General features: G+C 68.2%; 19 protein-coding genes and 1 pseudogene. 13 read left to right on the top strand and 7 right to left on the bottom strand.

Going from position 1 to position 20,142, the window contains the following annotated elements:
• Positions 1 to 21: 21 nt before the first annotated feature.
• Both DBO33_RS03375 and DBO33_RS03370 read right to left on the bottom strand, forming a co-directional pair.
• The gene (locus DBO33_RS03375; protein WP_107653725.1) at positions 22 to 1,281 is read right to left on the bottom strand and encodes a KasA/KasB family beta-ketoacyl-ACP synthase; all 1,260 of its coding nucleotides are present in this window, start codon (positions 1,279 to 1,281) and stop codon (positions 22 to 24) included.
• A gap of 242 nt (positions 1,282 to 1,523) precedes the next feature.
• Positions 1,524 to 2,438: a LysR family transcriptional regulator gene (locus DBO33_RS03370; RefSeq protein WP_107659940.1), complete on the bottom strand. Its 915-nt coding sequence runs from the start codon at positions 2,436 to 2,438 to the stop codon at positions 1,524 to 1,526.
• 115 nt (positions 2,439 to 2,553) lie between these two features.
• On the opposite strand from DBO33_RS03370, the pseudogene DBO33_RS03365 reads away from it, so the two are divergent.
• From DBO33_RS03365 to DBO33_RS03320, 10 genes and pseudogenes are all read left to right on the top strand, one after another.
• Positions 2,554 to 3,562: pseudogene (locus DBO33_RS03365) on the top strand (EamA family transporter).
• Between the two features lie 264 nt (positions 3,563 to 3,826).
• A complete protein-coding gene (locus DBO33_RS03360) occupies positions 3,827 to 5,602 on the top strand; it encodes a hydroxysqualene dehydroxylase (protein WP_107653724.1) in 1,776 nt (591 codons plus the stop codon).
• Positions 5,603 to 5,659: 57 nt separating this feature from the next.
• On the top strand, positions 5,660 to 6,283 hold the full coding sequence (locus tag DBO33_RS03355) for a pyridoxamine 5'-phosphate oxidase family protein (protein ID WP_107659939.1): 624 nt from the start codon (positions 5,660 to 5,662) through the stop codon (positions 6,281 to 6,283).
• A 69-nt stretch (positions 6,284 to 6,352) separates the two neighbouring features.
• On the top strand, positions 6,353 to 7,588 hold the full coding sequence (locus DBO33_RS03350; RefSeq protein ID WP_107653723.1) for a Mur ligase family protein: 1,236 nt from the start codon (positions 6,353 to 6,355) through the stop codon (positions 7,586 to 7,588).
• A complete protein-coding gene (locus DBO33_RS03345) occupies positions 7,585 to 8,295 on the top strand; it encodes a type 1 glutamine amidotransferase (protein WP_107653722.1) in 711 nt (236 codons plus the stop codon). Before DBO33_RS03350 ends, DBO33_RS03345 begins: the two co-directional genes overlap by 4 nt.
• 221 nt (positions 8,296 to 8,516) lie before the next feature.
• Positions 8,517 to 9,155, top strand: coding sequence for a DUF2637 domain-containing protein (locus DBO33_RS03340; RefSeq protein WP_159080104.1), 639 nt, complete (start codon positions 8,517 to 8,519; stop codon positions 9,153 to 9,155).
• A 61-nt stretch (positions 9,156 to 9,216) separates the two neighbouring features.
• Entirely contained in the window at positions 9,217 to 9,669 is a 453-nt protein-coding gene (locus DBO33_RS03335; protein WP_107653720.1) for a hypothetical protein, read from the top strand.
• A gap of 160 nt (positions 9,670 to 9,829) precedes the next feature.
• Positions 9,830 to 10,717: an ABC transporter permease gene (locus tag DBO33_RS03330; protein WP_107653719.1), complete on the top strand. Its 888-nt coding sequence runs from the start codon at positions 9,830 to 9,832 to the stop codon at positions 10,715 to 10,717.
• Positions 10,718 to 10,734: 17 nt separating this feature from the next.
• Positions 10,735 to 11,781, top strand: coding sequence for a taurine ABC transporter substrate-binding protein (locus DBO33_RS03325; RefSeq protein WP_234390677.1), 1,047 nt, complete (start codon positions 10,735 to 10,737; stop codon positions 11,779 to 11,781).
• Positions 11,778 to 12,536, top strand: coding sequence for an ABC transporter ATP-binding protein (locus DBO33_RS03320; protein ID WP_107653717.1), 759 nt, complete (start codon positions 11,778 to 11,780; stop codon positions 12,534 to 12,536). Before DBO33_RS03325 ends, DBO33_RS03320 begins: the two co-directional genes overlap by 4 nt.
• A gap of 16 nt (positions 12,537 to 12,552) precedes the next feature.
• On the opposite strand, the gene DBO33_RS03315 is transcribed toward DBO33_RS03320, so the two are convergent.
• Together DBO33_RS03315 and DBO33_RS03310 are read right to left on the bottom strand one after the other, a co-directional pair.
• On the bottom strand, positions 12,553 to 13,467 hold the full coding sequence (locus tag DBO33_RS03315) for a transglutaminase family protein (RefSeq protein WP_107653716.1): 915 nt from the start codon (positions 13,465 to 13,467) through the stop codon (positions 12,553 to 12,555).
• Positions 13,464 to 16,442, bottom strand: coding sequence for a circularly permuted type 2 ATP-grasp protein (locus DBO33_RS03310; RefSeq protein WP_107659938.1), 2,979 nt, complete (start codon positions 16,440 to 16,442; stop codon positions 13,464 to 13,466). Before DBO33_RS03310 ends, DBO33_RS03315 begins: the two co-directional genes overlap by 4 nt.
• Positions 16,443 to 16,851: 409 nt before the next feature.
• On the opposite strand from DBO33_RS03310, the gene DBO33_RS03300 reads away from it, so the two are divergent.
• Both DBO33_RS03300 and DBO33_RS03295 read left to right on the top strand, forming a co-directional pair.
• Positions 16,852 to 17,058, top strand: coding sequence for a hypothetical protein (locus tag DBO33_RS03300; RefSeq protein ID WP_107653714.1), 207 nt, complete (start codon positions 16,852 to 16,854; stop codon positions 17,056 to 17,058).
• Between the two features lie 25 nt (positions 17,059 to 17,083).
• Positions 17,084 to 17,728: a hypothetical protein gene (locus DBO33_RS03295; protein WP_107659937.1), complete on the top strand. Its 645-nt coding sequence runs from the start codon at positions 17,084 to 17,086 to the stop codon at positions 17,726 to 17,728.
• A gap of 13 nt (positions 17,729 to 17,741) precedes the next feature.
• Here DBO33_RS03295 and DBO33_RS03290 read toward each other — a convergent pair whose 3' ends face one another.
• Genes DBO33_RS03290 through DBO33_RS03280 form a run of 3 tightly spaced genes read right to left on the bottom strand, consistent with a single transcriptional unit; the run spans position 17,742 to position 19,388 of the window.
• Complete coding sequence (locus DBO33_RS03290; protein ID WP_107653713.1) at positions 17,742 to 18,359, bottom strand: LysE family translocator; 618 nt, start codon at positions 18,357 to 18,359, stop codon at positions 17,742 to 17,744.
• A gap of 58 nt (positions 18,360 to 18,417) precedes the next feature.
• On the bottom strand, positions 18,418 to 19,026 hold the full coding sequence (recR, locus tag DBO33_RS03285) for a recombination mediator RecR (protein ID WP_107653712.1): 609 nt from the start codon (positions 19,024 to 19,026) through the stop codon (positions 18,418 to 18,420).
• A 20-nt stretch (positions 19,027 to 19,046) separates the two neighbouring features.
• Positions 19,047 to 19,388, bottom strand: a complete 342-nt coding sequence (locus DBO33_RS03280) for a YbaB/EbfC family nucleoid-associated protein (RefSeq protein WP_107653711.1) — start codon at positions 19,386 to 19,388, stop codon at positions 19,047 to 19,049.
• Positions 19,389 to 19,554: 166 nt separating this feature from the next.
• On the opposite strand from DBO33_RS03280, the gene DBO33_RS03275 reads away from it, so the two are divergent.
• Entirely contained in the window at positions 19,555 to 20,136 is a 582-nt protein-coding gene (locus DBO33_RS03275) for a hypothetical protein (protein WP_107659936.1), read from the top strand.
• Positions 20,137 to 20,142 lie beyond the last annotated feature (6 nt).

Genomic DNA, 20,142 nt, shown 5'->3' with positions numbered 1-20,142 from the left:
CACATCGGGGCCGCGCTCTTTTCAGTACTTCCCGAACAGCACCGCGGCGTTGTGCCCGCCGAATCCGTACGAGTTGTTCATGACGTACCGGATGTCCGCGTAGCGCGCTGCGCCGCTCACGATGTCCAGATCGATGTCGGTGTCCTGGTTTTCCAGGTTCAGGGTCGGCGGTATCACCCCGTCGCGCAGGGTGAGCACCGAGATCGCCGCCTCCAGCGCGCCGACCGCGCCCGCCGAGTGACCGAGCGCCGATTTGGGCGCGTAGACGGCGGGATGCTTGCCGATCGCGGCGGCAATTCCCTTGGCCTCGGCCAGATCTCCGAACGGCGTGCCGGTGGCGTGCGCGTTGACGTGGTCGACCTCGGCACCGTCGACGCCCGCGGTCTGCAGCGCGCGGCGCATCGCACGGGCATTGCCGCGGCCCTCGGGATCCGGTGCGACCAGGTGGTATCCGTCGGCGGTCAAGCCCGCCCCGAGCAACCTGGCCAGCGGCCGGGCACCGCGCGCCAGGGCGTGCTCCTCGGACTCCAGCACGAGCAGCGCCGCGGATTCACCGAAGACGAAACCGTCCCGGTCGCGGTCGAACGGGCGCGACGCGCGTTCCGGCTCCGCCACCCGCGAGCTCAGGGCGCGCATGTTCGTAAAGCCCGCCAGCGCAAGGGCATTGATCCGCCCCTCGACGCCACCCGCGACAATGATGTCGGCCTCACCGAGGATGATCGATCGCCACGCGTGCACCAGCGCCTCGCACCCCGACGAGCAGGCCGACACCGGCGTGACCACACTCGCCCGCGCGCCGAGTTCCAGCCCGACCACCGCGGCGGGACCGTTCGGCATGGCCATCGGGATGGCGAACGGCGAGACCTTGCGATAACTCTGGTCCCGCAGGAGGTCGTTGGAGTCGACGATGACTTCGGCCCCGCCGATGCCGGTGCCGATCGAGATGCCGAGCCGGTCCTGGTCCACCTCGGGCGCGCCGAGGGTTTCCCAGACGCGCTTGCCCATCACGTACGCGACCTGCTGCACATAGGACATGCGCCGCTTCTTGATTCGATCGAGCTCGGCGGTCGGATCGCTCTTGAACTGCGCACCGATATTGATCGGCAGCTGCCTGCTCTCGATCTCCGCGTCGTCGAGCGCCCGGACCCCACTCTCGCCCGCCACCAACCCTTTCCAAGTGGACTCCGCGTCGGCGCCAAGGGCGGAGCACACCTCGACCGCGGTCACCACCACGCTTCGGAAACCGCCGTTGCGGGTGGAGAACTCGGAGATATCACGCATCGTGTCGAAAATCCTTCATCGGTTCGGCTGGACTGTCCTGCAATCTATTTGGCCGCCGTGCGGTCGGGGCATGTGCGGAACTCTCACAGAGCAGGCTCGGATGTTGTGAGAATGCGCCAACGACGCAACGGGATTCAGACCCTAAGCTCTACGACCGACGGCTGTACCAGTGCTTTCGCGAGCCGGTCCGACGGGCGTCGCAAGTCCGACTGTAGATACTCGACAATGACCTCGCCAGCGGATCATTGCCCGTTCGTCCCGGATTCGGCAGTGACGCCGGCCGCGGCGGCACGAAACGCAGCGATCACCGCGGCGATGGCGGGGCTGCCCTCGGCACGGGGGCGGATCGCCAGCTCGAACAGGCGGGCGGCGCGCACGCCGGTGAGCAGCAGCACCGAGAGTTCGGGGTGGGCCACCGAATAGCGGGGCATCAACGCGACGCCGTACCCACTGGCGACCAAGTTTTCGATGACGCGGAAGTCGTTGAGTCGCTGCGCTATTCGTGGTTGCACACCGGTCAGGGTGGCAATCGAGCGCTGCACGTCGTCGATCGGGAAGCCACCACGAACGCTCAGCCAGGTCTCGTCGGCCAGCTCCTCGGGGGTCACCGCGGTGCGACCGGCCAGCCGATGAGTAGGCGCGACAACCACATCGATGGGTTCACGCATGAGCAGGTGCACGGTGACCCGGGGGTCGGCGATGGGCTCGGCGCGCTCGTCACGATGGGTCAGCACCACGTCGTAGTCGGCAAGCAGCCGCGACACCTCGCTCGGCGGTAGGTCCACATCACTCGCGACGAGATCGACACCGCTGTCCGCCATGGCGGACAGCACCGCGGGCAGCAGCAGCGCACCACCGGAGGGGAACACCGCGACGCGCACGCGGCCGCGCGGCGAACCGCGGTAGTGCGCCATCTCGGCCACCGCGCGATCCAGCGCGGCGAGCACCTCGTCCGCGCGCACCACCAGCGCGCGGCCCGCGTCGGTCAGGCGGACCCGGCGGCCGTCGCGTTCCAGCAGTGCCACGCCCGCCTCCATGGCCAGCACCTTGAGCTGCTGGGAGACGGCCGAGGGCGTCATCGACAGCGCGGCGGCCACCGCGGCGATGGTGCCGCGATCGGCGAATTCGCGCAACACGCGCAGCCGATCAACCGACATCGACGGTTCCACGTCAGTGCCGGACGTCACGCAGGGCGATCATGAAGCAAAACTACCGCAATACTCCACTTCAATTCGATTGTCCTGAACGTTCGTGACGCTAACGATGGACCGCGTGAACACTCGTGACCGCCTGCTCGGGCTGACCGTCGTCCTGCTCTGGGGACTGAACTTCCTCGCCATCCGAGTGGGGCTCGATCACTTCCCGCCGTTCTTCTTCGCCGCGCTGCGCTTCGCGGTCATCGCGGTGCCCGTCCTGCTCTTCATCCCGCGCCCGAAGGTGCGGATGCGCTGGATCCTGCTGTACGGCACCGGCTTCGGCATCCTGCAGTTCGCCTTCCTGTTCACCGCCATGCGTATCGGCATGCCGACGGGGCTCGCCTCCCTGGTGCTGCAATCGTCCGCCCCGTTCACCGTGCTGCTCGGCACGCTGTTCCTGCGCGAGCGGATCCGGCCGGTGCAGGTCGCCGGCATCGTGGTCGCGATGGCGGGCATGGCGGTGATCGGCTGGGACCGCCTCGAACACGCCAGCCTGCTGCCGGTGCTGCTGACTCGTCGCCTATTACCCACCGACGCCGCCGGCGGAGGGCGGGGGGTAGGTCATGNCGGGCGGGCTGGGGTGGGCCTTCGGCAATATCGGTGCGCGGCGGGCCACCCTCGAATCGCCGGGGCTGAACACTCTACACCTGACGCTGTGGATTGCCGTCATCCCGCCGCTGCCGTTGTTCGCGCTGTCCGCCGCCGCCGAGGGGCCGATGGTCGGGCTGCACGCCGTGGCGGACTCGTTCTCCGCCGCAGGCTGGCCTGCCCTGGTGGCGCTGGCCTACATCGCGGTGCTCGCGACCGTGGTGGGCAGCAGCCTGTGGACCTACCTGATGAGCCGCTACCCCGCGGGCGTCGTCGCGCCGTTGACGCTGCTGGTTCCGGTCGTCGGCATCGCGGCCGCGTGGATGTTCCTCGACGAGACACCGACGCCGCTGGCCCTGGTCGGTGGCGTCATCGTCATCGCGGGCGCGTTCGCCGCGACCTCGGGCAAGCGCCCGGCGGTGGCCGCCGATCAAGCGGTGGAGCTCGATGCCGCGGCTGGGCGACGCCCTGGCACACCACAACTCGTGCAGACCTGAGACTCCCGTTGACAACGTCGCGCGCCGCGACGGCCCCTGTGCCCGATCCCAAAAGAGCGCGGATATTTATGTGTGCCAACGGGTTCGAGAAACCGTCGTCACAGGTTCGCCTATCCGAACCCGAATATCGCTATGCTCACATCCGCCGTCCGAATCAGCCTTCACCTCGGGCCAGGCGCGGGGCGGGTACGCCGGTGCGGACCTGCCGCTTTACAGTAGTGACAACGTGTAACAAAGGTCCCGAGGCTAGGCACAGTGCGGCGCATGGCAGATGATCGGTGGACCGTATCGCGGAGGACAGTGCTCCGTGGAACGGCTGCGGCGGGGGTAGCGACAGCGGGGGCACTACTGACGGGTGCGCTGAGAGCGGGGCCTGCCGCCGGTAGTCCGAGCGGCAAGCGGGTCGCGGTACTCGGCGGTGGCGTAGCGGGCTTGACCGCGGCGCACGAACTGAGCGAACGCGGCTTCCAGGTAACGATTTTCGAGCGCCGCGCCTGGGGCGGCAAGGCGCGCAGCGTGCCGGTGCCGGGCACCGCTTCCGGCGGCAGACCGGAGTTACCCGGCGAGCACGGTTTCCGGTTCTTCCCCGGCTTCTATCAACACGTGCCGGACACCATGCGCCGGATCCCATTCGCGGACAACCCCAATGGCGTGTGGAACAACCTGGTCGCGGTGCCGGAAGCGCGCTTCGCCCGGCGCGACGGCGACGACTTCCGGCTGCCGCTCGGCCCGCGAGCCCGAATGGCGTTCAACCCGGACAGTTTCCGGGAAACCCTCGGCGCCGCCCTCGCCACCACCCTCAAAATGCCTGGCAGCGAAGGTGTCTACTTCGCCAATCGCCTGCTGGTGTTCAACAGCAGCTGCGATGCCCGCCGCCTCGGCCAGTGGGAGCACACCTCCTGGCGCGACTATGTCGGCGGCCACGAGCGCTCCCACGAATTCCGCGCGCTGCTCTCGCGCACCCTGACCAGCATCATGGTCGCGGCGAAGGAGGACGTCGCCAGCGTCCGCACCATCGGCAACATGGGCGAACAGTTCCTGGGCAATCCGGCTGAGATCGGCAACGACGGCGGTCTCGACCGCGTGCTGAACGGGCCGACCAACGCCGTCTGGATCGACCCGTGGTTGCAGCGGATGCGCGAGCTCGGCGTGCAGTTCGAGCTCGGCGCCGAGGTGCGCGGGCTCGAGGTGCGCGACCGCCGGATCGCCGCGGCGCGCATCGTGGACCGCAACGGCACCCAGCGCACCATCGACGCCGACTATTTCGTGGTCGCCGTACCCGCCGAGCAGGCCCGCGCCCTCTGGTCGCCCGACGTGCTGGCGGTGCGGCCCGAATTGGCCGCGATGGACCGGCTTTTCAGCGACTGGATGAACGGCATCCAGTTCTATCTGCGCACCCCCTCCGACATCTCCCGCGGCCACACCGCCTACATCGACGCACCGTGGGCGCTCACCTCGATCAACCAGAACCAGGTGTGGGCCCGCAAATTCAGCGAGTTCGGCGACGGCACGGTGCAGGACTGCCTGTCGGTCGACATCTCCGACTGGAACACCCCGGGCATCCTTTTCGGCAAGCCCGCCAAGGAGTGCACGCACGAGGAGATCGCCCGCGAGGTCTGGGCGCAGCTGACCGCGCATCTGGACGACCGCGGCGACCTGCTGCGCGAGGCCGACCTGCACTCGTGGTTCCTCGACCCGGGCATCACCTGGCAGCCGGACCAGCGGCGCAATACCAACGCGGACCCGCTGCTGATCAATACCGCGGGCTCGTGGGAATTCCGGCCGGAACCGCACGGCGCGCTCGAAAACCTGTTCCTCGCCGGTGATTACGTGCGCACAAATGTGGACCTGGCCACCATGGAAGGTGCCAATGAATCCGCCCGCGCGGCGGTGAACGCGCTGCTGGACGTGGCGGGCTCGAACGCGGAGCGTTGCCGGATGTTCACGCTGTACCGGGCCACCGAACTCGAACCACTGCGCCGCATCGACGCCGATCGTTACGCCGCGGGCCAGCCCAACATGTTCGACCTCCAGCTCTGAGGCGACCGATCGCCCTACCGCAGCACCGGATTCGGCACGACGATGCTTGAATCGGGTATGCGTGCGATCACCGACCCGGCCGAACTGCGACAACTGCTCGGCGAGGTGCCACCCCGCGCCGCGAACAAGGAGCGGGTCGCGCTGCACCCCAGGGACCGCGACTGGATCGCCGCCAGCCCGTTCCTGGTGATGAGCACCAGCGACGCCGCAGGCAACTGCGACGCGTCGCCGAAGGGCGATCCGGCGGGCTTCGTGCGGGTGCTCGACGACCGCACCCTCGCGATTCCCGAGCGCCCGGGCAACCGGCGCGCCGACGGTTACCTCAACATCCTCAGCAATCCGCACGTCGGCCTGATGTTCGTCATTTTGGGCCGCAGCCAGACCCTGCGGATCAACGGTCGTGCCGAGCTCGTCGGCGACGCCCCCTACTTCGACGACATGGTGGTGCGCGGCCACCGCCCGATTCTCGCCGTGCAGGTCGAGATCGAGCAGATCTTCTTCCATTGCGCGAAGGCCTTCCTGCGCAGCCACCTCTGGGAACCGGAACAGTGGCCCGAGGACGGCCTGCCCTCGTGGGCGCACCTGGTCAAGGAAGTCCAGACCGACACCACCGAGAGCATCGAGGAGCTCGAGCACCACTACGCGCCCGCCAACTACAACACCAAGCTCTACCAGGGCTGAGCGCTCCGGGTGGGCTACGCCACTGGACCGGGCCGCGCCGGGAACCGGCACCGAACATAGACTCGCGGCGTGGCAGACATTTCGGTGCGTGGGCGTATTGCACTGCGGGCGGCGGCGGCAGCGTCGTGGGCCTCGCAGAAGGCGGGGCGCGGCAAGGGATCGATGATCGGCGGGCTCATCGCCCTGCAGATCGACAAGACGATCATGGGCCAGCTCGGCCGTGGCAAGCGCACGGTGCTGATCACCGGCACCAACGGCAAGTCGACCACGACCAGGATGACCACCGCGGCGCTGAGCACGCTCGGCGCGGTCGCCACCCAGGCCGACGGCGCCAACATGGACGCGGGCATCGTAGCCGCGCTCAGCGTGCACCGGGACGCGCCGCTCGCCGCGATCGAGGTGGACGAGCTGCACCTGCCGCACGTCACCGACGCGCTCGACCCGGCCGCCGTCGTGCTGCTGAACCTCAGCCGCGACCAGCTGGACCGGGTCGGCGAGATCAACATGATCGAGCGCAAGCTGCGCGCGGGCCTGGCCCGCCATCCGAACACCGTGGTGATCGCCAACTGCGACGACGTGCTGGTGACCTCGATCGCCTACGACCACCCGAACGTGGTGTGGGTGGCCGCGGGCAGCGGCTGGTCGATGGACGCGACCAGCTGCCCGCGCAGTGGTGAGCCGATCCTGTGGGAGGGCAGCCACTGGCGCAGCACCGGCGCGGATTTCGAACGGCCCGAACCTGATTGGTGGCTGGACGGGGACGACCTGGTCGGCCCCGATGGACTGCGGTTCCCGCTGAAGCTGGCGCTGCCCGGCCGGGCCAACCGAGGCAATGCCGCGCAGGCGGTGGCCGCGGCGATCGCCCTCGGCGCCGATCCGGCGGCGGCGGTCACCGCGACCGGCACGGTGCGCGAGATCGCGGGCCGCTACCGCACGGTGCAGGTCGGCGACCACGCCGCGCGGCTGCTGCTGGCGAAGAACCCGGCGGGCTGGCAGGAAGCGCTGTCGATGATCGAGCCCGCCTCGGCCGGACTGGTGATCGCGGTGAACGGGCAGGTGCCCGACGGCGAGGACCTGTCCTGGCTGTGGGACGTGCGGTTCGAGCACTTCGAAGGCGTGCAGGTGGTCGCCTCCGGCGAGCGGGCCACCGATCTCGCGGTGCGCCTCACCTACGCCGGCGTCGAACACACCACGGTGCCGAACCCGTTGCGCGCCATCGCCTCCTGCCCGGCGGGCCACGTCGAGGTGCTGGCAAACTACACCGCATTCCGGGATCTCAACCGCGACCTCGAGGCGAAGCAATGAGTGAATCGACCGTCCGCATCGGCCTCGTCCTGCCCGATGTGATGGGCACCTACGGCGACGGCGGGAACGCGCTGGTGCTGCGGCAGCGGTTGCGGCTGCGCGGCTACGACGCCGAGGTCGTCGAAATCACGCTGGCCGACCCGGTTCCCGACTCGCTGGACATCTACACCCTTGGCGGTGCGGAGGATTCGGCGCAGCGGCTGGCGACCCGGCACCTGCAGCGCTACCCGGGCCTGCAGCAGGCGGCCGCGAAAGGCACTCCGGTGCTGGCCATCTGCGCCGCCATCCAGGTGCTCGGCCAGTGGTACGAGACGTCCACCGGCGAGCGGGTCGACGGCGTCGGCATGATCGACGTCACCACCGCGCCGCAGGTCAAGCGCGCGATCGGCGAGGTGACCACCGCTCCCCTGCTCACCGGGCTCAGCGCGGCGCTGACCGGCTTCGAAAACCACCGGGGCGGCACGAAACTCGGCGGCGACGCGACCGGGCTGGCCCGGGTGACCCGTGGGGTCGGCAACGGCGTCGGGGACGGGCTGGAAGGCGTGGTGCAGGGTTCGGTGATCGGCACCTACATGCACGGTCCCGCATTGGCCCGCAATCCCGAACTCGCCGACCTGCTTTTGGCGCGGGCGCTCGGCGTCGCGGAATTGGCGCCGCTGCCGATGCCGGAGGTCGAGCAATTGCGCCGCGAACGCTTGCGCGCGTAGGTTACTCCGCCTGCGGGCAGCACAATGCCAGGTCGCGTCGTGATTGATCGATAAACGCGACTCGACCGATAGGCTCCGGGGTGTGCGGCTATTTGCACGCTACGCTCCCCGCTATGACGACGATCACGCCGGGGTCACCTGCCGAATCAATGACGCAGCCGGTAATGCCACGCCGTCCACCGATTTGGGCCCGCTGTCGCAGCCTGCTACGACCGCGACCGTTGTACCTGTCGCTGATTGTTTCCGCGGTGGTGGCGCTCAAGGCGTTCGAGATGTCTTTTGCCGCACTGCACCACCTGGCCGTGCGCAATCTGGTGGAAGCCGACCTGGCGGCGAATGTGCCGATCGCCATCGACGGGCTCGTTGTCGGTTCCATCGTCGCCACCGCGTCATTTCCGAAACGCAGTGCGGGATGGTGGTATGCGACGGGGCTTTTCGTGGTCTCGACCCTGGTTTCGGTCGCCGGAAATATCGAATACGCGCGGGAAATCGGCGGCGGTCCGGTGTCGTTGATCATCTATGCCGGAATGCCGCTGACCCTGTTGTTCGCGGTGCACCTGACCTTGATTCTGTTGGCGCGCAGCAGCGCGTCACGGCGCGACGCCCTCGCTGCGGAGGCTGAGCGGTTCGCGGTCGAGGAAGCGCCGGAGCTGGTGACGTCGCCGCAGCTCAACGGCCATGCCCTGGCCAACGGGCAGTCAGTGACCAACGGGCACGCGCAGAGCAACGGACAGGCACAGAACAACGGCAACGACCACCCGCAGACCGGTCCCGCGGTGCCCTTCGCCACCGGGCCGAACACCCCGATGCGTTTCAACACCTTCGACGCCGACGGCCGAAAGCTGGTCAACCACCGATAATTCCGCCGCGACGTCCCGGTAATTACTCACCCACGCTCGACTACTTCGATGGAGAAAAACAATGTCTCTAACAGTCTGGCAGGACCAGGACGTCGATCAGTTCCGTGAAGTAGCAAGCAGGCTCGCCTCGGTGATCCAGAGCAGTGTCGATCGGTCGGGTGCGCTGAGCCAGCTCACCGAGTCGGTGGAGAGCGGCGACGCGTTCACCGACCTGTTGATCGAATTCGCCGGTCGCTGGTTCCACGAGACCGGCGGGCAATCGGTGTTGATCGGGCCGGAATTGTTCTGGCTGCTGTCGGAACCGAACCTGCGCAAAGGCATCAGCAGTGCGCTGCGCGGCCCGGAAGCCGCGCCCGATCTCGAGTACTCGGTGAGCAGGCGCAGTCGAAAACTGTTGCTCATCTGTGTTTTCGAGACATTGGCGCAGAACCAGTGGCTGGCGGGCAACATCGGCGAGCACGTCGGTATGAACGGTATGAACGGCATGAATGGAAGTGTCAACGGAATAGGGTGATCGGCACCGCGCGGACCCGCCGCGGCCGATTAAGTTCACGGCGTTTCTAACTCTCCCCTCGGCACCCTCGCCACCGATAGCGTCGAGGTTTGCCGAGTGTTGAGGAGAGTGCCGTGTCCGAGGTGGGCCTGCGCCGGCGTGGACTGTCACCGAGTGCCGCATGACCGCGATAAGCACCCCGGACGCCCAGCCGGTCCAGGCGGACAAGCCTGCCGTCGCAGCGCGGCGACCGCGCGACTATCGCCGTCTGCTGGCTCCGGCGCTGACGCGGGTCGCGGCGCTGGCGCTCGTGCTCGGGCTGTGGGCAGCGGTCACCGCCGCCGGGTTGGTCGATCCGTTGTATCTGCCATCGCCGCAGGCGGTCTGGGAGGCGTTCGTACGGGCCAACTCCCGGCATGCGATCGCGCCGGGCGTGGACCGCACGGTGATCGGTGAGCAGAACTACTACCTCTGGGAGCATCTGCTCGCCAGCCTGCAGCGCATCGCCGCCGGCGTCGGTATCGCGATCGTGCTCGGGCCGCCGGTCGGCTTCGTGATGGGGATGCTCACCCCGGTGCGCCTGGTCACCGAGCCGATCCTGAACTTCCTGCGGTCGCTGCCGCCGCTCGGCTACATCGGGCTGTTGATCGTCTGGTTCGGCATCGGTGATCTGTCGAAGGTCTGGCTGCTGTTCCTCGCCGCGTTCCCGCCGATCGCCATCGCGACGCTGAGCGGTGTCACGGGCGTCAAGCAGGACTACCTCAATGCCGCCCGCGCGCTGGGCGCCGGTCGCGCCCAGGTCATCTCGCGCGTGGTGCTGCCCGCGACGCTGCCCGAGGTGATCGGCGGCATCCGGATCGCCACCGCGTTCGCTTGGACCACCGTGGTCGCCGCGGAGCTCAACAACGGCATTCCCGGCATCGGTGGGCTCGCGTATATCGCGGGCACGCAGCTCGATACGCCGCTGACCATCGCGTGCATCATCGTGATCGGCTGCGCGGCACTCGTCCTCGACTCCGTCATCAAATTTGTTGGCACCAAAGCAGTTCCGTGGAAAGGCAAAGCATGAATGCCGCAGTTCGTCGCATGGTCACGACCGGCCTCGCCGTGGCCGCCGTCGTTGCGACGACCGCCGGGTGCGTCGAGTCCGGCCGCGGCGACACCGGAGTCGATGGGGCGCAGGCGAGTTGTCCGTTCGCCGCGGATCCCAGCGTCACCACGCAGGCGCGGATCGGTTTCCAAGCCATCCCCAACGCCGATCTGTTCGTCAAGGATCGCGGCCTGCTGGCCGCCTGCCTGCCGAACGCGAAAGTCACCTGGAGCCAGTTCTCCTCCGGGGCCGATGTGGTCCAGGCGTTCGGTGCGGGCAGCCTCGATATCGGCACCATGGGGTCGAGTCCGGCGACCAAGGCGCTGTCCGCGCCGTTGCGGCTGCCGGTGCGGGTGCTGTGGATCCACGATGTGATCGGCAAGTCGGAATCGCTGGTCGCCAAGGACAAGTCGGTCAGCACGCTGGCCGGGCTGCGCGGCAAGCGCATCGCGACACCGTTCGGCAGCACCGCGCACTACAGTCTGCTGGCCGCGCTCGACAAGGCCGGACTGGCCGCTGACGTGCAGGTGATCAACATGGCGCCCGACGCGATTCCCGGTGCCTGGAACGGCGGTCAAATCGACGCCGCCTGGGTGTGGGATCCGACGCTGTCGAAGCTCATCGAGGCCGGCGGTCAGCTGGTCACCTCCAGCGCTGACACCGCGGCCGCGGGGGCGCCGACCTTCGATCTCGCGGTCGCGAGCACGAAGTTCCTCGACCAGAACGCGCGATTCGCGGTGGTGTGGGCGAAACTGCAGGACTACGCAGTGACGCAGCTGCGAAGCAAGCCGGCGGATGCGACCGTGTCGATCGGTGCGCAGCTCGGCATCGCACCCACGCTGGTCGGGCCGCAGCTGGCCGGATATACCTACCTCGGCGCGGCCGAGCAGGCCGACGCGAAGTACCTGGGCGGCGGATTCGCCGCCGATCTGCGCAAGACGGCCGAATTCCTGTTGAGCCAGGGCGGTATCGACTCGGTCGGTGACGAAAACGCCTACCGCAGCGGGATTTACGCCGATGCGGCCAAGGGCGCGTCCTCGTGACCGCGCCGGATGAGCACCGGGTCGTCCTCTCCGGCGTGAGCAAGAGCTACCGCGGCGACGGCGGCCCGACGCAGGTGCTCGCACCGACCGATCTGACCATCGAGAGCGGCGAATTCGTCTGTGTTGTAGGACCTTCCGGCTGCGGCAAGTCGACCCTGTTGAACATCCTCGCCGGTTTCCTGGAGCCGACCGAAGGCACGGTCCGAGTCGGCGGCCGCCCCGTCACCGGGCCCTCGCCCGACCGCGGCGTCGTCTTCCAGCAACCCAACCTCTACCCCTGGCTGTCGGTCCGCCAGAACGTCGAATTCGGCCCCAAAGTCCGTGGCGTTCCCCGCGATGAGCGCCGCGCCGAAGCCGAACGCATGCTCACCCTGGTCGGCCTCGACCACCTCGGCAACCGCCGCCCGTACGAACTCTCCGGCGGCCAGCAGCAACGCGCCCAAATCGCCCGCGTACTAGTCAACGATCCCCAAATCATCCTGATGGACGAACCTTTCGGCGCCCTGGATGCCCTGACCCGAGAAAACCTCCAGGACGAACTCCGCACCCTCTGGCGCGACCGCCGAAAAACCGTCCTCTTCGTCACCCACAGCATCGACGAGGCCCTCCTCCTCGGCACCCGAGTCCTCGTCATGGGCACCCGCCCCGGCCGCATCATCTACGACAACCCCACCCCCACCCAATCCCGCACCCACCCCGCCTTCACCCACATGCGCAACGAAGTCTCCGCCCACATCTACGCCGCCCACGCATAGCAGGGCACTACGCGGGTCAACTCTGCACCCGGGAGACGTCTACCGAGACGGTGATGGTGCTTTGTTTGGCGTCGGTGTAGATGATGCCGCGTAGTGGGGGGACGTCGGCGTAGTCGCGGCCCCAGGCGACGGTGACGTAGCGTTCGTCGCCGAATTGGTTGTTGGTGGGGTCGAAGTCGATCCAGTGGCCGGTTCGGTCGTGGTCGTCGGTGCCGGGGACCCAGACTGCGGCCCAGGCGTGGGTGGCGTCGGCGCCGATCATGCGGTCGCGGCCGGGGGGTGGGTCGGTGGCGAGGTAGCCGGAGACGTAGCGGCCGGCCAAGCCGTGCGAACGCAAGCAGGCCAGGGCTGTTCGGGCGAAGTCCTGGCAGACGCCGGCGCGGGCCGCGAAGACGTCGGCGACCTTGGTGGAGACGGTGGTCGAGCCGGATTGATAGGTGAAGTCGGCGTGGATGCGGCTGGTGAGTTCGGCCACCGCGTCGAGCAGCGGGCGGCCGGGGATCAGTGATTCGGCCGCGTAAGCCCTTACCTCGCTGGTGATTTCGGGTGGATGCAGATCGAGGGTGAACTCCACGGCGAGCGGGCCGGTTGCGCCGGTCGGGCGGGCCAGTTCCCACGGGCGGTCCGCCGGACCGTGCGCGGCGTGGTCGCGGTGATCGACCTCGACCAGCGAGTCGCCGGTGACCACCAGGGTGCGATGGGGGGCGGTCACGTGGAAGTAAGAGGTGGTGTTGCCGTACACATCCGGGCCGATCGACTGGTCCGAGGGCACCGGGTCGATCGAGATTTCGTGCGAAAGCAGCTGCTGTCCTGGGAATTCGCGCGGCGTCAGGTAGGCCCGCCCGTAGGAGCTGGCGACCTCGTCGGAGTAGCAGTACGTGGTGCGGTGCGCGACCCGGTAGCGCCGGACCGAACCGTCGCGGTCGATCATCCGACCACCCGCGTGCTACCCCACAGCGGCTGGAAGCCCGCGGGCAGCGACAGGGTCGAGGTCTCGAACGAGTCGGACAGCTTGCGCAGCCGCAGGTGCACGCCCTCCAGCAGCTCGAGCAGTTCGGTGCGTATGCCGTCGTCGTCGGTGATGTCGAGGTCGTCCGGGTCGACCCGGCGCAGCATGCGTTGCGCGTCGGCCAGCAGGCGTTGCGGCCGAGACGATCCCGAGGCACCGGGCAGGGTTTGCAGGTCGGCCTCGAGCCGATCGAGCTGGTAGGCCAGCGAGCGTGGATTGCCGGTATCGAAGAGCAGCAGTCCGGCGACCGCGGAGATCCGCACCGAATCACCGTGGCGCCGACGGTAACTCACCTGCGATTCGGCGGCCCGCAGCACCGAAGTGGTGACCACCCGTTCAGCCTCGTCCGGGAACTCCTGCGTCAGCGCGGCCGACATCAGCGCGGTGAGGGCGAGCCCGCGCTCGATCCGCTTGCCGATATCCATGACGTACCAACCGGAGTCGCGCACCAGCGATTCGGCGCCGATGCCGGACAGCGACAGCAGCGCGGCCAGGGTGAGTGAATGCACCGCCGACAACGCGGCTTCGCGATCGCCCTGGGTGCTCCGGTACTCCGTGAGTGCTCGATCCACGGCACTCAGAATCATCCACGTGTCCGCGGACAGCTGGTCGCGCACGGCCCGCGCGGCGTTCTCGTACCGATCGATGGCGAAGGCCAGCGAACCGGGCAGCTCGCGGTCGATCGTCAACGCCGCCAGGTATTCGTAACCGTCCCGGGATGCTCCGGCCGTCGGCGGCGGACCCAGCGACCCTGGCACCGGAATGCCTTGCTCCTGCGCCGCATTCGCCGCGGCAACGATCGCCCGCTGCAACACTCCCGGCCGGATCGGCACCTGCGTTTCGTCGGCGATATCCGCGCCCGCGTCGTCCGCCGTGTCTGGCTCCGCCGAATCGGATTCGCGGCCAGCCGAAGTCGGTGCAGCTTCGTCGTCGCCGGACTGCTCTTGCGGTTGCCCGCCAGCAGAGCTCGACTGCACTTGAGTAGCGCTCGCCGCCTGTTCATTCGTAGCCGAGTGCGCCGCGACCGCGGAATCTGGCGAACCCTGCTCTGCCGCAGCACTATCAGCGTCCTCGTCGCCCAGCAGCGCCGCCGGAGCAACGGTCGAGGTGGCGCGAGCCAGCGCCGCCATCAACACCGGCATCGCCTCGGCACCCTCCAGCCACGGCCGGTAACGGAAGTCCTGATACCGGTCGTGCGTGGCCATGAGCAGCCGGGCAGCGGACTCGGCCCGCTCCCCGTACCGCCCCATCCAGAACAGATCGTTGAGCACACGCGGGGAACTGACCGCCGCCACCACCGGGGCAGCACGCCGCTCGCGTTCCTCGTGCGGCGCCTCGGTACCGACCGCGGGCACCGGACTCGGCGCCGCCCGCACCCAAATGTCCTTGGCGGCAATCCTGATCACCGCACGGTCGGGCAGCGTGCGCTGATGCAGCCGCCCCAAGCCGCCCGCCATCGCGGTGTACCCACTGCGGCGCGCCATCGAGAACAGCCGCATGCCGACCGGCGCCGGCGCCAAGCCGCCGTAACCCTCGACCGCGGGCGCCACCGAGAACTGCGCGGGTTCCTGCCCGACCCACTGCCAACCGGTTTCCTCGATCCGGTCCCGCAGATCGGCGCGTTGCCGGATCGACAATTCCGGCCCGAAAAGCGTGGCACCATCGACCGCAGACCGAATGATCAGCCGGTGCAGATTCTTGATCAGCTGCGCGCGTTCTTTATCGTCACCGCCCCAATAGGTCGGTGCGCTCTCCAATTGCAGGTCTTCCCCCAGCAGCGCCCGGGACAGGCGCGGCAGAAACCCGGTGAGCGCCGGATTCTCCAGCAGTCCACTGCCCAGCGTGTTCACCACGGTGACCGCTCCCCGGCGCAACACCTCGACCAGCCCGACCACACCGAGCCGCGAATCCGGCCGCAAATCAAGCGGATCGGCGAACTCCGCGTCCACCCGGCGCAGCACCACATCGACCCGGCGCAGCGTGCCGAGCGAGCGCATCCACAGCGCACCGTCGCGCACCACCAGGTCCGCGCTTTCCACCAGGGCGAAGCCGAGCATCGAGGCGAGATTGGCCTGATCGAACGCGGTCGCGGAGTGCACGCCGGGACTGAGCACCACCACGAACGGATCGTCGGCCTCCCCCTGCGCCGATTCGATCAGCATCAACCGCATCGCCCGGGCGAACGGCGTCAGCGGGCGCGGATTGGAATGCTCGAACGCCTCCGGGATCGCGGTGGACACCACCCGCCGGTCGGCCAGCGCGTACCCGGCGCCGGACGGAGCCTGCGCCCAGTCGGCACTTACCCGGAACTGCCCGTCGCTCCAGCGGCTGATATCGCAGGCGTGCAGGAACAGCTGGTGCCGGCCCGGCACCGTAATGCCATGGGCGGCACGGACATAACCGCGGTAACCGAAGATCACCTCGGGTGGCAGCAGTCCGCTGGTGAGCGTGCGGCGCGGTCCGTAGACATCGGTGAGCACCTCGTCGAGCACCCGCGAGCGCTGCACCAGGCCCGCCTCCAACCGGGTCCAGTCATCCGCGGAGATCAGCAGCGGGATCGGATCGAGCCGCCACGGCGTCGCCACCGCCTGCTCGCCCGGACCGAGCACCTCGGTGTAGGTGATGCCGTCGTCCTCGATCAACCTGCGCACCCGGTTGTCGAGCCTGCCGAGGCCGGTGGTGCCGAGCTCGACGAAGTCGGCGGACAGCTCCGACCACATCCGGCGCACTTTGCCGTCCGCGTCGACCAGCTCGTCGTAGTAGCCCGCAGTAGGTCTGCCGCATTCGTCGTACGGCGCGGTCTCGACGCCGCCGGTGCGGTACCGCGCGAACTGCTCGGCCACTTGCTCGCGCAGACCGGTCGCCGCGTCTGTCTCCCGCAGAGCGTCCTCGCGCATCGTCACCGCGCCGACCTCACTTCCGCTGCCAGACGTGCCTAACGGTTCGCTGACCGATCCCTGGACAGTCCGCGCCCGCGCAGTTCGAGCATGCCTTGCGCGCCGACTTCCAACGATTGTGTTGCCATTTTCGCACGTAGCTCACCACGATCCAGCCGTATCGCGATGCGCCCGGTCGCCTCGGAGCGCCGGTTGCGCGGTGATTGCGCGAAAACCGCACCGAACGGGCTGGCCGCACCCGGTTGCGCCACGCGATAGTCGCGATCGCCGCATAGACCGGTGGTCTCGACACAGGCGTGCAGCCCCGGCCGCGCCACGCCCGGCCCGCGACACACATCGCCGACTTCCCCCAGCGTGCGACCCGGAAGTGGTAGACAAAGATAACGAACCGATCACGTCTGGAGGTCACATGCGTGCGCCGGATTGTTCGTCCTGCGAATCCGCCGTCGACCATTGCCACGGCACCCTTATCGTCCATGCGGCCAGGCTCACCGAATGCACTGAAAACGATTGTGTCGACCTGGATTACGTCAGGCACACCTTCGTGGTGGACTGCGCCGACGTAGCGGGCGGCTGCGCCTGTGCCGAGCCCGGCACGGCCCGTCGCCTGGCCTGAACCGCGCCGTACGTACCCTGTGCGGGTGAGCTATGACCACGTCTTGCTGCCATCAGGTGTCGCGTCATCTATCGCCGAGGTGGACGCTTACCTCAGCACCCAGCAGGGACTCCCGGAGGCGGGCATGGTCGCGCAGATCGCGGCCGAGCTGAACAAGGCCAACGCCGAGGTTCCCGAGGACGACAGCTTCCTCAGCGTGCACCCGGTCGGCGGCGTCGCGACCGGCGCGGCGCTACAGGTGCCGTGCCCGTACGACGCGATCGGCTTCGTCCGCCAGCTACTGTTCGCAATCGCGACGCCGCTGAACTACGCGGTCTACGATCCGCAGCTGGCCTGGCTGATCGATCCGGCCGGGCACGTGCCCGCCACGGTCACCCACGGCGGCGCGGGCGAGTTCCCCTACCTGACCAAACCCCTTGCCGATCAATGGGTTGCCGAGCTGGCCCCGCCGAATCCCTATCTGGTGGTGGAACGCGACGATCAGGTCTACATGCAGACCTACCGGGAGAAGACCGGCGCGTTCACCCTCGAGTACCGAGATGGCTCCCCGGACAAGCACTTCGGCACCACGGTGCTGGACGCGCCGACGGTGTCCGCGGTGATCTGGGACTGGGCCACCGACGACCGCAGCCGCATGCAGACCCTGCCGTGGTCGCGCGTCGAACTCTGAGTCGGATTGCCGCCTACTGGTTTTGCAGTGCGAGGCGCCCGGCCAGCGCGATGAAGGAGACGCCGAACACCCGGCGCATCCAGGTCACCACCGTGGGCCGCGAGATGACGTGGCTGCGCACGGCCGCCGCGCACACGCCGTAGATCGCGAACACCACGAAGGTGGCGAGCATGAAGATCGCGCTCAGTTCGAGCATGCGCGCCAACGCGTTCGGTGAACCGGTGGGCACGAACTGCGGCAGGAACGCGAAGAAGAAAATGGTCAGCTTCGGGTTGAGGATATTGAGCAGCACCGCCGAGGTGATCACCTTGCGGGCCGAGTAGGCGCTCTGTTCGCTGCCCTCCGGCACGGTCAGCGCGCCCTTGTCCCGGAAGGTGCTCCACGCCATGTAGATCAGGTAGGCGACACCGAGGTACTTGAGCGTCTGGAAGGCGACCGCGCTGGTGTGCAGCAGCGCGGCCAGACCGGTGATCGCCGCGAGCATGTGCGGGACGGTGCCCAATGTGCAGCCGAACGCCGCGATCACGCTGGCCTTCGTCCCCCTGGAGAGGCCGGCCGCCAGGGTGAACAGCGCGCCGGTGCCGGGGGTGGCGACGATGACGAGCGTGGTCAGCATGAATTCGATGCTCATCCCCGACACAGTAACCAGCGCGGGAGGCCCCGCAACCCCCCGAGATCAGGGGCAGGAGTCAGAGCGCGCGACGGCCGGACAGCGCCCGGCCCAACGTCAATTCGTCCGCGAATTCCAGATCGCCGCCCATGGGCAGCCCCGAGGCCAGCCGGGTCACGCTGAGGCCGGGGAAATCGCGCAGCATCCGCACCAGGTAGGTGGCCGTGGCCTCGCCCTCGGTGTTCGGGTCGGTCGCGATGATCACCTCGGTGACATCGATGCCGTCGGATTGATTTCCGATGCGCGCCAGCAATTCCCGGATCCGCAGCTGATCCGGCCCGATGCCGCTGAGCGGGTCGAGCGCGCCGCCGAGCACGTGGTAGCGACCACGGAACTCCCTGGTGCGCTCGATCGCCTGCACATCCTTGGGCTCCTCGACCACACAGATCATGGTGCGGTCGCGGCGCGCGTCGGCGCAGATGCGGCACATCTCACCGTCGGAGACGGTGCCGCAGACCACGCAGAACTGCACGCCGTCGCGCACCTTCTGCAGCGCGGCCTGCAACCGGTCGATCTCCGGCGGCTCCACCTGGAGCAGATGAAAAGCGATGCGCTGCGCGCTCTTCGGACCGACGCCGGGCAGCTTGCCCAGCTCGTCGATGAGATCCTGAACCGGACCCTCGTACAACGGCTATGTCCCCGTGGCTCTCAGAAGCCCGGCAGCCCGGGCAGCGAACCGCCACCGAGCCCACCCGAGAGCGGGCCGAGCCGCTCGGCCGCCACCTGCTGTGCGTTGGCCATGGCGTCGTTGACCGCGCCGATCACCAGGTCCTGCAGCGTCTCCACGTCCTCCGGGTCGACCGCCTTCGGATCGATGGTCAGCGAAACAACCTCGCCGGACGCCTTGATGGTGACCTTGACCAGCCCGCCGCCGGCCTGACCCTCCACCTCGGCCGCGGCGATCTCGGCCTGGGCCTCCATCACCGCCTGTTGCATCTGCTGCGCTTGGGCGAGTAACTGCTGCATGTCGAACTGACCACCGGGCTGCACGGCATATTCCTCTCTGGGGAAAGTGTCACCGATCAGCCTAGTCCTCGAGCCGGGGGCGATACGCATGGCCGGTAACAGGTTGGGTAAGTCCAGCTTCAGAACATCAAGATCGACCTAACATCAGTAGATAGGTCGGGAGACCGTGCGGCAGTTCTGGAGTACCGATATGAGCACGATGAGGGCACGTTTCCTGAGCACCATGGTGCTTACCCTGGGGGTTCCGGCCGTTTTTCCCGGCGTGGCCGCCCCGACGGCAACCGCCGATGCCGGTGTCACCGACGCGGCCGCCGATTACGGCGGTGGCTGCGTCCTCGACCCGGACAACCGAGCGGTCACGATCGACTCGCTGCGGTTCCGATGCGGTCCCGAGCAGCAGGACGCGATCTTCCGCGACGCCGAGCGCGGCGCGGTCCCGATGGGTGTGAAGAACGGCTGGGTGACCAGGCCGCCGACGATGCAGGGCGTCGCGCCCGCCTTCTGGATCGGCAAGACCTTCTACACCGGGCCCGACGGCGGCTATCTGATGAACCGGGTCACCGGCGCCGGATACGAGGCCTGGCCCGCGAACGTCTACACCGCGCCCGCGCTGCTGGACGGCAGGCCGACCTGGGCCCTGAACTACGACCCGTCCCCGACACCGCCGGTCTACGACGAGATCAGGGAGATCACCCCCGGTGTCTGGTTCGGCTACTCGTGGTGGCGCGGCGCGTTCCAACACACCATGCTGCTGACCTTCGTGCTCGCCTGATCGACT

The organism is Nocardia suismassiliense (assembly GCF_900269665.1).
In the GTDB taxonomy this organism is placed as follows: Bacteria; Actinomycetota; Actinomycetes; order Mycobacteriales; family Mycobacteriaceae; genus Nocardia; species Nocardia suismassiliense.
Note: the sequence above shows the minus strand (reverse complement) of the source record. Positions and strands in the feature narration are given on the sequence as shown.

Excerpts from the sequence above, each read along its gene's own strand:
- DBO33_RS03375 (WP_107653725.1), bottom strand. The coding sequence starts at position 1,281 with ATGCGTGATATCTCCGAGTTCTCCACCCGCAACGGCGGTTTCCGAAGC.
- DBO33_RS03370 (WP_107659940.1), bottom strand. The coding sequence starts at position 2,438 with ATGTCGGTTGATCGGCTGCGCGTGTTGCGCGAATTCGCCGATCGCGGC.
- DBO33_RS03360 (WP_107653724.1), top strand. The coding sequence starts at position 3,827 with ATGGCAGATGATCGGTGGACCGTATCGCGGAGGACAGTGCTCCGTGGA.
- DBO33_RS03355 (WP_107659939.1), top strand. The coding sequence starts at position 5,660 with ATGCGTGCGATCACCGACCCGGCCGAACTGCGACAACTGCTCGGCGAG.
- DBO33_RS03345 (WP_107653722.1), top strand. The coding sequence starts at position 7,585 with ATGAGTGAATCGACCGTCCGCATCGGCCTCGTCCTGCCCGATGTGATG.
- DBO33_RS03335 (WP_107653720.1), top strand. The coding sequence starts at position 9,217 with ATGTCTCTAACAGTCTGGCAGGACCAGGACGTCGATCAGTTCCGTGAA.
- DBO33_RS03330 (WP_107653719.1), top strand. The coding sequence starts at position 9,830 with ATGACCGCGATAAGCACCCCGGACGCCCAGCCGGTCCAGGCGGACAAG.
- DBO33_RS03325 (WP_234390677.1), top strand. The coding sequence starts at position 10,735 with ATGGTCACGACCGGCCTCGCCGTGGCCGCCGTCGTTGCGACGACCGCC.
- DBO33_RS03315 (WP_107653716.1), bottom strand. The coding sequence starts at position 13,467 with ATGATCGACCGCGACGGTTCGGTCCGGCGCTACCGGGTCGCGCACCGC.
- DBO33_RS03310 (WP_107659938.1), bottom strand. The coding sequence starts at position 16,442 with ATGCGCGAGGACGCTCTGCGGGAGACAGACGCGGCGACCGGTCTGCGC.
- DBO33_RS03300 (WP_107653714.1), top strand. The coding sequence starts at position 16,852 with ATGCGTGCGCCGGATTGTTCGTCCTGCGAATCCGCCGTCGACCATTGC.
- DBO33_RS03290 (WP_107653713.1), bottom strand. The coding sequence starts at position 18,359 with ATGAGCATCGAATTCATGCTGACCACGCTCGTCATCGTCGCCACCCCC.
- DBO33_RS03275 (WP_107659936.1), top strand. The coding sequence starts at position 19,555 with ATGAGCACGATGAGGGCACGTTTCCTGAGCACCATGGTGCTTACCCTG.